The sequence below is a fragment of the Rhizobium sp. Leaf311 genome (assembly GCF_001423445.1).
GTDB lineage: Bacteria > Pseudomonadota > Alphaproteobacteria > Rhizobiales > Rhizobiaceae > Agrobacterium.
Genome location: NZ_LMNZ01000004.1, coordinates 867689 through 880211 on the forward strand (window position 1 = coordinate 867689; position 12523 = coordinate 880211).

9 protein-coding genes are annotated in these 12523 nt (G+C 58.7%); 7 read left to right on the forward strand and 2 right to left on the reverse strand.

Features of this window, described 5'->3' with window-relative positions:
• Nucleotides 1-17 precede the first annotated feature (17 nt).
• From ASF69_RS09945 to ASF69_RS09960, 4 genes are all read left to right on the forward strand, one after another.
• Nucleotides 18-1091 (forward strand): BMP family ABC transporter substrate-binding protein, encoded by a 1074-nt coding sequence (locus ASF69_RS09945; protein WP_062587088.1) that lies wholly within the window; start codon nucleotides 18-20, stop codon nucleotides 1089-1091.
• A gap of 319 nt (nucleotides 1092-1410) precedes the next feature.
• Nucleotides 1411-2769: a bifunctional UDP-N-acetylglucosamine diphosphorylase/glucosamine-1-phosphate N-acetyltransferase GlmU gene (glmU, locus tag ASF69_RS09950; RefSeq protein WP_062587089.1), complete on the forward strand. Its 1359-nt coding sequence runs from the start codon at nucleotides 1411-1413 to the stop codon at nucleotides 2767-2769.
• Nucleotides 2770-2911: 142 nt separating this feature from the next.
• Nucleotides 2912-4738 carry a glutamine--fructose-6-phosphate transaminase (isomerizing) gene (glmS, locus tag ASF69_RS09955; RefSeq protein WP_062587090.1) on the forward strand — a complete coding sequence of 609 codons (1827 nt, stop codon included), beginning with the start codon at nucleotides 2912-2914 and terminating at the stop codon, nucleotides 4736-4738.
• 194 nt (nucleotides 4739-4932) lie between these two features.
• On the forward strand, nucleotides 4933-5622 hold the full coding sequence (locus tag ASF69_RS09960; protein ID WP_062587091.1) for a DUF502 domain-containing protein: 690 nt from the start codon (nucleotides 4933-4935) through the stop codon (nucleotides 5620-5622).
• Here the strand turns inward: ASF69_RS09960 and ASF69_RS09965 are convergent.
• Together ASF69_RS09965 and recG are read right to left on the reverse strand one after the other, a co-directional pair.
• Nucleotides 5604-5867, reverse strand: coding sequence for a hypothetical protein (locus ASF69_RS09965; RefSeq protein WP_062587092.1), 264 nt, complete (start codon nucleotides 5865-5867; stop codon nucleotides 5604-5606). The two genes, ASF69_RS09960 and ASF69_RS09965, sit on opposite strands and share 19 nt — an antisense overlap.
• A gap of 5 nt (nucleotides 5868-5872) precedes the next feature.
• On the reverse strand, nucleotides 5873-7978 hold the full coding sequence (gene recG / locus ASF69_RS09970) for an ATP-dependent DNA helicase RecG (protein WP_062587093.1): 2106 nt from the start codon (nucleotides 7976-7978) through the stop codon (nucleotides 5873-5875).
• A 168-nt stretch (nucleotides 7979-8146) separates the two neighbouring features.
• Between recG and ASF69_RS09975 the strand changes: the two genes are divergently transcribed.
• From ASF69_RS09975 to ASF69_RS09985, 3 genes are all read left to right on the forward strand, one after another.
• The gene (locus ASF69_RS09975; RefSeq protein ID WP_062587094.1) at nucleotides 8147-8461 is read left to right on the forward strand and encodes a succinate dehydrogenase assembly factor 2; all 315 of its coding nucleotides are present in this window, start codon (nucleotides 8147-8149) and stop codon (nucleotides 8459-8461) included.
• Nucleotides 8461-11958 carry a transcription-repair coupling factor gene (mfd, locus tag ASF69_RS09980; protein WP_062587095.1) on the forward strand — a complete coding sequence of 1166 codons (3498 nt, stop codon included), beginning with the start codon at nucleotides 8461-8463 and terminating at the stop codon, nucleotides 11956-11958. Before ASF69_RS09975 ends, mfd begins: the two co-directional genes overlap by 1 nt.
• 232 nt (nucleotides 11959-12190) lie before the next feature.
• The gene (locus ASF69_RS09985; RefSeq protein ID WP_062587096.1) at nucleotides 12191-12520 is read left to right on the forward strand and encodes a hypothetical protein; all 330 of its coding nucleotides are present in this window, start codon (nucleotides 12191-12193) and stop codon (nucleotides 12518-12520) included.
• The last annotated feature ends 3 nt before the right edge of the window (nucleotides 12521-12523 follow it).

Below are 12523 nucleotides of genomic sequence, written 5' to 3' on the forward strand. Positions count from 1 at the left end.
ACCAAGCAGGGGTAAAAATGAAGAAACTCATCATCGCACTGGCCGCATCGGCCGCCGCCATCGTCGGCGTTGTTCCCGCAGCCCAGGCAGCAGACGCCAAGAAGGTCTGCTTCGTCTATGTTGGCACCAAGACCGACGGCGGCTGGACGCAGGCACATGATATCGGCCGTCAGGAGCTGCAGAAGCATTTCGGCGACAAGATCGAAACGCCTTACCTCGAAAGCGTTCCAGAGGGCCCAGATGCCGAGCGTGCGATCGAGCGAATGGCCCGTTCCGGCTGCGAACTGATCTTCACGACCTCCTTCGGCTTCATGGATGCCACCGTCAAGGTTGCGCAGAAGTTCCCGAAGGTGAAATTCGAGCACGCCACCGGTTTCAAGACCGCTGCAAACCTCGCAACCTACAATTCGCGCTTCTACGAAGGCCGTTACATTCAGGGCCAGATCGCGGCTAAAATGTCCCAGAAGGGTCTCGCAGGCTACATCGCCTCCTTCCCAATCCCTGAAGTGGTGATGGGCATTGACGCCTTTGTTCTCGGCGCGCAGTCGGTCAACCCTGAATTCAAGGTCAAGGTCGTCTGGGCCAACACATGGTTTGACCCCGGCAAGGAAGCCGATGCTGCCAAGGCACTGATCGACCAGGGTGTGGACATCCTGACCCAGCACACCGACACCACAGCCCCGATGCAGGTTGCTGCAGAGCGCGGCATCAAGGCTTTCGGTCAGGCATCCGACATGATCAAGGCCGGTCCAAACACGCAGATGACCGCTATCGTCGATACCTGGGGCGCCTATTACATCAAGCGCACACAGGCCCTTCTCGATGGCACATGGAAGTCCGAATCGGTCTGGGACGGCCTGAAAGACGGCATCCTCACCATGGCGCCATACACGAACATTCCTGACGACGTGAAGAAGATGGCGCAGGAAACCGAAGCCAAGATCAAGTCGGGCGAACTGCACCCCTTCACCGGTCCGGTGAAGAAGCAGGACGGTTCCGAGTGGCTGAAGGCTGGCGAAAAGGCTGAAGACAAGGTTCTTCTCGGCCTGAACTTCTACGTCGCAGGCGTGGACGACAAGCTGCCGCAGTAAGCTGGATTTACCTCCGTCACCCCGGCCTTGAGCCGGGGTCCAGCGTGGTCAAGTCCTTGACCACGAAAGAGCCTTTCGCCGCGCAGACGCGCGGCGGCTGGATACCGGATCAACTCCGGTATGACGGGGGGTGTTTGGTGCTGTGAGGAATATTAAGCCGCGTCTGGAAACAGGCGCGGCTTTTTCCTTGCCTGCGCTCACGGCAGGTTTCCGGCGTTCATGCAATTTCCATGGTTTCTTCAGTCTTGAGCGTTTATAGCGAAAACCCGAGTCCGCCTGTTAACGGCGGCTGAAATGAATGATGGAGTCGGAGATACCAATGGAACGCAGTTGCCTTGCCGTTATTCTTGCCGCTGGTGAAAGCACACGGATGAAATCATCCATGTCAAAGGTGCTGCATCCCGTGGCTGGCCGGGCGATGATTGCGCATGTGATGCAGGCCGTCGCGGGTGCTGGCGTGAGTGCTGCTGCCCTCGTGGTGGGCCGTGATGCGGACAAGGTGGCAGATGCGGCGCGTGGGGCTGGTGTCAGCGTTGAGCCCTATCTTCAGAAAGAGCGTCTTGGAACTGGCAATGCCGTTCTGGCAGCGCGTGCTGCCATTGAAAGCGGCTATGACGATGTGCTGATTGCCTATGGCGATGTGCCATTGCTGACCTCCGAGACACTCAACAAGGCGCGTCAGGCGCTGAGCGACAATGTCGATGTCGTCGTCATCGGTTTTCACACGGACAAGCCGACCGGCTACGGTCGCCTGCTTGTGGAAAATGGTGAGCTTGTTGCCATCAGGGAAGAAAAGGACGCGACCGACGAGGAGCGCAAGGTTACTTGGTGCAATAGCGGTCTGATGGCGATCAATGGCCGCCGCGCGCTCGACCTTTTGACCCGCATTGGCAATAACAACGCCAAGGGCGAATATTATCTGACCGACGTCGTGGAAATCGCCCGCTCGCAGGGCGGCAAGGCCATTGCCATCGATGCGCCCGAGACAGAACTGACCGGCTGCAACAACCGAGCAGAACTCGCTTACATCGAAAAGCTCTGGCAGGAGCGCGCCCGCCATCAATTCATGATCGATGGCGTGTCCATGATAGCGCCGGAAACGGTATTCCTGTCTTGGGACACCAAGATCGGTCAGGATGCGCTGATCGAGCCCAATGTCGTTATCGGGCCCGGTGTAACCATCGAATCGGGTGCCATCATCCACGCATTTTCCCATCTGGAAGGCGCGCATGTCAGCGGCGGTGCGACAGTTGGGCCTTATGCACGGCTTCGCCCCGGTGCCAATCTGGCCGCCAATTCGAAAGTCGGCAATTTCTGCGAGGTCAAGAAGGCAGAGATCGGCGAGGGCGCAAAGGTCAACCACCTCACCTATATCGGCGATGCTTTCGTGGGCGCTGGCAGCAATATCGGGGCAGGGACCATCACCTGCAATTATGACGGCATCAACAAGCACGAGACGCGCATCGGCAAGAACGCCTTTGTCGGCTCCAACTCCTCGCTGGTTGCGCCGGTGACGATTGGTGATGACGCTTACGTCGCCTCCGGCAGCGTGATTACGGATGACGTGCCTGCCGATGCGCTAGCCTTCGGTCGTGCGCGACAGGAGATCAAAGAAGGGCGCGCCAACGCCCTTCGTGCCCGCGCTCAGGCCATCAAGGACGCGAAGAAGAAGTCCTGACAATCGTAACGAACAGACATTGAAAGTGACCGTTGTTCCAATTGCGATTTTTGCGGAAACCGCTAGGACTTCGGCTGTCAAAAGCATCAGCTCATAAGGACACGTCCAGCGAGTCGTTGCTCGAAATTTTTTGGAGAAGTGCATGTGCGGTATTGTTGGTATTGTTGGAACGCAGCCGGTTGCGGAGCGCCTCGTGGATGCGCTGAAGCGGCTGGAATATCGGGGCTATGACTCCGCTGGCGTTGCAACGATCCATGACGGCGCACTCGCCCGCCGCCGTGCGGAAGGCAAGCTCTTCAATCTCGAAAAGAAGCTTTCGGAAGAGCCGCTGCCCGGCCTGACCGGTATTGCCCACACGCGCTGGGCCACCCACGGCGTGCCGAACGAAACCAATGCCCATCCGCATTTCGTAGATGGCGTCGCGGTTGTCCATAACGGCATCATCGAAAACTTCTCCGAATTGCGCGATGAGCTTGCGGCAGAGGGTGCCACCTTCACCACGCAGACGGACACGGAAGTCGTGGCCCAGCTTCTGGCGAAATTCACCCGCGATGGAATGGACCACCGCGCCGCCATGCTCGCCATGCTGAACCGCGTCACCGGCGCCTATGCGCTTGGCGTCATGTTTCAGGATGATCCGTCAACGCTTCTCTCTGCCCGTTCCGGCCCGCCGCTGGCCATCGGTTATGGTCGCGGTGAGATGTTCCTGGGCTCGGATGCCATTGCGCTTTCACCCTTTACCAGTGAGATCACCTATCTGGTGGACGGTGACTGCGCCATCATCACCGCAAATGGCGCAGAAATCATCGATTTCTCCGGCAAGCCGGTCAAGCGCGCGCGCCAGATTTCGCAGGCGACGGCTTATGTGGTGGACAAGGGTAACCACCGCCATTTCATGGAAAAGGAAATCTATGAACAGCCGGAAGTCATTTCCCATGCGCTGAGCCACTACGTGGATTTTGCTGAAAAGCGCGTGAAGAATGCCGACCCGGCCATTGATTTCGCCAAGCTCACGGGCCTCGCGATTTCCGCCTGCGGGACGGCCTATCTTTCCGGCCTCATCGGTAAATACTGGTTCGAGCGTTATGCGCGCTTGCCGGTCGAAATCGATGTCGCCTCCGAGTTCCGCTACCGGGAAATGCCGCTTCTGCCTACGCAGGCAGCCCTTTTCATTTCGCAATCGGGTGAAACGGCAGATACGCTGGCGTCCCTGCGCTATTGCCAGGAAAATGGCCTCAAGATCGGCACGGTCGTCAATGTTCGCGAATCGACCATGGCACGTGAATCGGATGCCGTGTTCCCCATTCTCGCCGGCCCTGAAATCGGCGTTGCCTCCACAAAGGCCTTCACCTGCCAGCTCGCGGTTCTCGCATCGCTTGCCATTGCCGCTGGCAAGGCCAGAGGAACAATTACCGTCGAGCAGGAAACAGACCTCGTTCGCCACCTGATCGAAATGCCGCGTGTGATGAGCGAAGTGCTGAACGCAATCCAGCCGCAGATCGAAACCCTGTCGCGGGATCTCTCCCGCTTCAAGGATGTGCTCTATCTCGGTCGTGGCACCAGCTATCCACTGGCGCTGGAAGGCGCGCTGAAGCTCAAGGAAATCTCCTATATCCATGCCGAAGGTTATGCCGCAGGCGAGTTGAAGCACGGGCCAATTGCGCTGATCGACGAGAATATGCCCGTCATCGTCATCGCGCCGCATGACCGCTTCTTCGAGAAAACCGTTTCCAACATGCAGGAAGTCGCAGCGCGCGGCGGCAAGATCATTTTCATCACGGATGAGAAGGGTGCGGCCGCCTCCAAGCTCGAAACCATGGCGACGATCGTTCTGCCGAACGTGGATGAGATCATCGCCCCGATGGTCTTCTCACTGCCAATCCAGCTTCTCGCTTACCACACCGCCGTCTTCATGGGCACCGATGTGGACCAGCCCCGCAATCTGGCGAAATCGGTGACTGTGGAATAATTCCAGGATGGGATTCTGGGGCAGGGGAACGGCGTTTCCCTGTCTTTCCCTTGCTGACGGTAACGAAGGTTTGACGGCCCGGGCAGATCATGACGATTATTTCATGATCTCGCTCTTGCGAGCTGGAACGGCCTCCGGCATTGTCCGTTATCAACCTGCCTACTTTGGTGATACCGAACAGCCCTGCGGATTGTATGACAGATCACCCCCTCAAAGTTTCCTTTGCGACTCGCCTGCGCAATAATTTCCTCACCGGAATTCTCATTCTGGCACCGGTCACCATCACCATGTGGGTGGTGTGGACCTTCCTGCAGTGGGTGGACAGCTGGGTTAAACCATATATTCCAGCGCGTTATGATCCCGAGCAATATTTCGATGTTGCCATTCCCGGCTTCGGCCTGCTGGTCGCCGTCATCGGTATTACGCTGATCGGTTTTCTCGGCAACAATCTCATCGGCAAATGGATCGTCAGCTTCGGTGAGTCGGTGCTGAACCATATGCCCTTCGTCCGTCCGATCTATAAGAGCATCAAGCAGCTATTCGAATCGGTGCTGAAGGAACATTCCAGCTCATTCAAAAAAGTCGGTCTTATCGAATTCCCGTCACCCGGGACCTATGCGATGGTGTTCGTGGCGTCCGACGCCAAAGGTGAGTTGGCCTATCGCTTCAATGAAATCGGTCAGGAAATGGTGGCGGTGTTCCTGCCGCCGACCCCAGTGCCAACCGCCGGCTTTCTGCTGTTTGTGCCCAAAGACAAGATCACGATCCTGGATATGTCGCCGGAAGATGCCGCAAAGTTGCTGATTTCGGGCGGACTTGTTGCGCCGGATTTCGAGTTGCCAAAGGCAATTGCTGCGGCTCCAGATTATTCATCGTCCTCGTAAACGTCGCCGCTCGGGGCAGATGTCGAGTGAAAGACCGGGACGAAAAGGCGCATATAGACGAAGCGAACCGTCCAGCCTTCATCCTGCGCCTTCGCCCAGGCTTTCTTGCGACCCGGTTTCTTGAATTTTTTGCCGATAGTTTTCTTTTCGCTTTTTGCGAATGTCTCCGGCAGCAGCAGATTGTCCGGCGAGCAGAGGGCATAGCCCTTGCAAAAGGCGGCTGGCGGTAGGGGCATGTCATTCATGATCGTTAGCCTGCATGGAGGAAACGGATCGCCTCGTCACGGCGATGGAGATAGAGCAGGGTGCGCAAATTGCGGCCTCGCTCGCTGGTGAGTTCCGGATCGCGCTCGATGATATAGGTGGCGTCTTTGCGGGCAATTTCCAAGAGGTCTGCATGGGCTTCGAGGCTGGCAATGCGAAACCCGGGCGTGCCCGATTGGCGGGTACCAAGCAACTCGCCTTCGCCGCGCAGTTTCAAATCCTCTTCGGCAATCAGAAAACCGTCTTCGCTGTCGCGCAAAATAGACAGGCGCGCCTTGCCATTTTCACTGAGCGGACCTTTGTAGAGAAGAATGCAGGTGGAGGCTTCATCCCCACGTCCGACGCGTCCGCGTAGCTGGTGCAGCTGAGCGAGACCAAAGTTTTCGGCGTGCTCGATGACCATGATGGTCGCATCAGGCACATCGACGCCCACTTCCACAACGGTGGTTGCTACCAGAAGCCGCGTCTCTCCGCTCTTGAAGGCAAGCATGGCGGCGTCCTTTTCCGGGCCGCTCATGCGCCCATGAATGAGACCGATGGAAGCGCCGAGGGACTTGGTAAGAACGGCATGCCGTTCTTCTGCCGACATGAGGTCGGATTCTTCCGATTCCTCCACCAGCGGGCAGATCCAGTAGGCTTTCTTGCCTTCCGAAAGCGCGCTTTTCAGCCGCGCAACGATATCGCCGATACGCTCGGTGGGAATGGTCACGGTCTGGATGGGTTTTCGCCCGGCAGGCTTTTCGGTCAGCTTCGATACGTCCATATCGCCAAAGGCCGCCAAGACCAGCGTGCGCGGAATGGGTGTCGCGGTCATGACCAGCATGTGCGGGCTGATGCCCTTGGCGGTGAGCCGCAAGCGCTGGTGGACCCCGAAGCGATGCTGCTCATCCACCACGGCCAGGACCAGGTTCTTGTAGCTGACGCTATCCTGAAACAGCGCGTGGGTGCCGATGACGATCTGCGCTTCACCGGAGGCAATGCGCTCCTCGATTTCACGGCGTTCCTTGCCCTTGGTGCGACCGGTCAGCACCTCGCAGGAAATCCCTGCGGCAGTGGCGAATTTGGATATGGTCGCGAAATGCTGGCGGGCGAGAATTTCCGTCGGTGCCATCAGCACGGCCTGACCGCCAGCCTCGACAGCGGTCGCCATGGCCATCAGCGCAACCAGCGTCTTGCCCGCGCCCACGTCACCCTGCAACAGGCGCAACATGCGGTCTTCACCGGCCATGTCGGTCAGAATGTCTTTGACCGCAGCGCTTTGGCTGGCAGTCAATGAAAATGGAAGGCTGGCAAGAATTCTTGCGGCAAAGTCGCCCTTGGCGCGGATGGGTTGGCCCGCAACCTTGCGCAGCCTTTGGCGCACCAGCGCAAGGGATAGCTGCCCGGCCAGAAACTCATCATAGGCAAGGCGGCGCCTGGCCGGTGCTTGCGGGTCAATGTCGGCCCCATCGCGCGGATCGTGCAGTTCACGGAACGCATCTGCCACATGCGGAAAGCTCTGTCGCGCCGCCAGGGTCTCGTCGATCCACTCCGGGAAAACAGGCATTTTTCCAACTGCGCCATCAATGGCGCGCCGCAGAACCTTGGGCGACAGGCCTGCCGTCAGCGGGTAGACGGGTTCGACCATGGGCAGGTTTTCGGCTTCCGAAACCTTCACCATGAAGTCGGGATGCACCATGGAGGCCCGGCCATTGAACCAGTCCACCTTGCCGCTGACCATCACCTCTTCATCAACCGGCAGCGCTTTGGATAGCCAGTCGCCGCGGGCGCGGAAAAATGTCAGAGCCAGTTCGCCGGTTTCGTCGTGCAGGAACACGCGATAGGGGGCGGACCGGTTGCCGGGCGGCGCGGGTTGGTGGCGATCGACACGTCCCTGAATGGTGACGATAGAACCCTGTGGCGCCAGAGCGATACCGGGTCGATTGCGCCTGTCGATCACGTTGTAGGGTGCGTGGAACAGCAGGTCGAGCACGCGGGCTTCCTGAGCACTTTCGCGGCCCAGCAGCTTTGCCAGCAAATCGGCAAGCTTGGGCCCTACGCCGGAAAGCGTGGCAACGGGGGCAAACAGGGGATCAAGGAGAGCCGGGCGCATGGCGAGCAAAATCGGGTAAGGCGATACGCATTGCAAGAGTGGCGTCACATTAAACACGGTTTATTCGCCCAAGTTTTTCGGCGGGCTGCAATATTTCCGCAAAAACCGGTTCCCAAACGTTCCCGCCCTGTTCTATAGGAGGGGACGGTCAACAAACAGGTGAATGCGATGACAGGACTGGTACGCACGAGCGCCGACCTCGACACGAGGCGCAGGCGAATTCTTTATCGTTGCTGGCATCGCGGTATCAGGGAAATGGACCTTGTGCTCGGCCAATTTGCCGAAGAGAACATTGCAGACCTTTCCGATGTGCAGCTGGATGAGCTGGAACAGATCATGGCCGAGGAAGACCAGGACCTCGTGCAGATGGTGACGGGCGCGCAGGCCATCCCTGAAAAATTCCAGACGCCCCTGTTTATGAAGATTATCTCCTACCGCCCGGATTTCGATCTGGTCTCCGCCCAGAACGGAAGCAGCTCATAATGATAGCCGGATTCGATGTCAGGCTGGTGGCATCGGCCGATACGCCGCTGACCATTGGCAATGTGCCAGCAGGCACGGAAGCCTTTCTGCTTGCGGATCTGGTTCGGCAAGGCGCCTCTGTTGCCTATGTCGTTTCCGATGGCCAGCGCCTCTCTGACCTCGAGCAGGTACTGGGTTTTGTCGCGCCTGAGATTCCCGTTCTGACCTTGCCCGCGTGGGACTGCCTGCCATACGACCGCGTGTCGCCCAGCGCACATGTATCTGCCCGCCGTCTGGCAACACTGTCTGGTCTCATCCATCACCAGAAAAAGCCGCATCCCGCCATCGTGCTGGTGACCGTCAATGCCATGCTGCAGAAGATGGCGCCGCGCGATGTGATTGAAAGCCTCGCATTCTCGGCCAAGCCGGGAAATCAGATCCGCATGGAAGACATCGCCGCCCGGCTGGAGCGCAATGGTTTCGACCGTGTGGCGACTGTGCGGGAAGTCGGTGAATTCGCGGTGCGCGGCGGCATTCTGGACGTTTTTGTGCCCGGCACGGAAGAACCGGTTCGGCTGGATTTCTTCGGCGATACGCTGGAAAGTATCCGTACCTTCGATCCTGCAAGCCAGCGAACCATCGGCCAGGCCCGCTCGCTGGACCTCAATCCGATGAGCGAAGTCACGCTGACGCCCGATACGATCAGCCGTTTTCGCAAGAATTATCTCTCTCTCTTCGGCGCTGCGACGCGCGACGATGCCCTCTATCAGGCGGTTTCCGAAGGCCGGCGCTATGCCGGTATGGAACACTGGCTGCCGCTGTTCTACGACAAGCTCGAAACCGCGTTCGATTATCTGTCTGGATTTCGCATCGTTACCGACCACACGGCCCGTGAGGCTGCGGTGGAGCGCTCCAAGCTTGTCCATGATTACTTCGAGGCAAGGCAGAACACAGGGCAGACAAAAGGCACGACGCAGGGCGCACCCTATAAGCCCGTTTCACCCAGCCAGATTTATCTGGGCGGCAAGAGCTTTGATGAGGCGCTGAATGCCGTCAATGCGGTACGTCTGACGCCATTCAACGAGCAGGATACGAAGGACAAGCCGGTTGCCACGCTGGATGCCCATGTCGGCCCCCGTTGGGCGAAATCGGCGACCGAGAGTGAAAGCGAAGACCGGATCAATGTGTTTACGCTTGCCGTCAAACACATTGCCGAGCGGCGCTCCAAGGGCTGGAAGGTGCTGATCACCGGCTGGTCGGAAGGTTCGCTTGATCGTCTTTTGCAGGTCTTGAACGAACACGGACTTGAGAACATCAAGACCGTGACATCGCTGAAAGAGGTTGAGAAGCTTGGCAAGGGCGAGGCTGCTGCGGCGGTGCTGAGCCTTGAGGCCGGGTTCGAAACCGGCAACCTCGCGGTTATCGGCGAGCAGGATATTCTCGGCGACCGCATGGTTCGCCGCTCCAAGCGCCGCAAGCGCGGTGCCGACTTCATCTCTGAGGTCGCCGGGCTGGATGAGGGATCGCTTGTTGTCCACGCCGAACACGGCATCGGTCGGTTCGTAGGCCTTCGGACCATCGAGGCGGCGGGCGCGCCGCGCGACTGCCTTGAGCTCCACTATGCAGACGATGCCAAGCTGTTCCTGCCGGTCGAAAACATCGATCTTCTGTCTCGCTATGGTTCCGATGCTGCAGAAGCCAATCTTGACAAGCTGGGCGGTGGCGCCTGGCAGATGCGCAAGGCCAAGCTCAAGAAGCGCCTGTTGGACATGGCGGGTGATCTCATCCGCATCGCTGCGGCACGCATGGTGCGTCATGCGCCAGCACTTATTGCCCCCGATGGCCTCTACGACGAGTTTGCCGCGCGGTTCCCCTATGACGAGACGGAAGACCAGCTGAACGCCATCGAGTCGGTGCGTGAGGATCTTGGTGCCGGTCGTCCCATGGATCGCCTGATTTGCGGCGATGTCGGCTTCGGCAAAACCGAAGTGGCATTGCGCGCAGCATTCCTGGCCGCCATGAACGGCGTGCAGGTTGCCGTCGTTGTGCCCACCACGCTGCTGGCCCGTCAGCATTTCCGTACCTTCTCCGAACGTTTCCGTGGCCTGCCGATCCGGGTGCAGCAGGCTTCGCGCCTCGTTGGCACGAAGGAACTGGCGCTAACGAAAAAGGAAGTGGCGGAAGGCAAGACGGATATCGTCGTCGGCACACACGCGCTTCTGGGTGCGGGCATCACTTTCGCCAATCTCGGCCTTCTCATCATCGATGAGGAGCAGCATTTCGGTGTGAAGCACAAGGAACGGCTGAAGGAGCTGAAGAGCGACGTACACGTTCTGACGCTATCGGCGACGCCCATTCCGCGCACCTTGCAGCTCGCAATGACGGGTGTTCGCGAACTGTCGCTGATCACGACCGCGCCGGTCGATCGCATGGCCGTGCGCACCTTCATTTCGCCTTTCGATCCGCTCGTCATTCGCGAAACGCTGATGCGTGAGCACTATCGCGGCGGTCAAAGTTTTTATGTGTGCCCGCGTCTTGCCGATCTCGCAGATGTTCATGCCTTCCTCCAGTCTGACGTTCCTGAGCTGAAGGTTGCCGTGGCGCATGGCCAGATGGCGGCGGGTGAGCTGGAAGACATCATGAATGCCTTCTACGACGGAAAGTACGACGTGCTTCTGTCTACCACGATCGTCGAATCCGGGCTGGATGTGCCAACTGCCAATACGCTGATCGTGCACCGCGCCGACATGTTCGGCCTTGCTCAGCTCTACCAGCTTCGTGGCCGGGTGGGTCGCTCCAAGGTTCGCGCCTTTGCGCTGTTTACACTTCCGGTCAACAAGGTGCTGACGACAATGGCGGAGCGCCGCCTGAAGGTTCTGCAGTCGCTCGATACACTGGGCGCAGGCTTCCAGCTGGCCAGCCATGACCTCGATATTCGCGGCGCAGGCAATCTGCTCGGTGAAGAGCAGTCCGGCCATATCAAGGAAGTCGGTTTCGAGCTTTATCAGCAAATGCTGGAAGAAGCCGTCGCCGAGGTCAAGGGTGAGGACGAAGTCATCGATAGCGGCTGGTCGCCGCAGATTTCCGTCGGCACATCGGTCATGATTCCGGAAAACTACGTGCCGGATCTGCACCTGAGAATGGGGCTCTATCGCCGCTTGGGTGAGTTGACCGATCTTGGTGAAATCGACGGCTTCGGTGCCGAGATGATCGACCGCTTCGGACCGTTGCCAAAGGAAGTGCAACATCTGCTCAAGATCGTCTACGTCAAATCCCTGTGCCGCACGGCCAATGTCGAAAAACTGGACGCAGGTCCAAAGGGCGTCGTGGTCCAGTTCCGCAACAAGGAATTCCCGAACCCGGCGGCACTTGTGGGCTACATTGCCAAGCAGGGCTCAATGGCGAAGATCAGGCCGGACCACAGCGTGTTCCTCACGCGCGATTTGCCAACGCCTGAGAAGCGTCTGGCAGGTGCGGCCATGGTGATGACGCAACTGGCGGAACTGGCAAAAGGCTGACGTCACGCAGCGGTGATTGATCATTACGTCGAGTTAATCGAACGGACATGTATCGGTAGCTTTTGGAGGTCTAGTCTTGGCTCTCAAGGGATGGCAAATGTCTTGCCATCCTGGTTCAGGGTCGTTTCGGGCCGCGTGGGCTGAAGCGGGAACCTTGATTTCAGCGAAGCAGATGCGGGGCAAAGCCAGAGGCATCCTACCCCTTTTCCGCTTCATTTTAGGGAGCAGGACCATGTGGACCAACATCAACAGGTTCGTCACCGCTGGTCTGGTAGCCTTGACAATTGCAGGCACGACAATTGCCACGACCACCCAGGCTGAAGCACGCAACAATTTCGGACGCGGATTGGCCGCCGGTATTGCCGGCACGGTCGTTGGAGGGGCCCTTCTGGCAGGTGCGTCGCACAATTATTATGGACCGCCTGCTTATGGCTATGCGCCGGTTTACGGTTACCCGGCCTATGGTCCTCCAGTCGCCTACGAAACCGTTTATCCCCGCTGCCACATGGAGTGGCATCAGGATGGCTGGGGCAACATGTATCGCGCAAGGGTATGCTACTGAGCG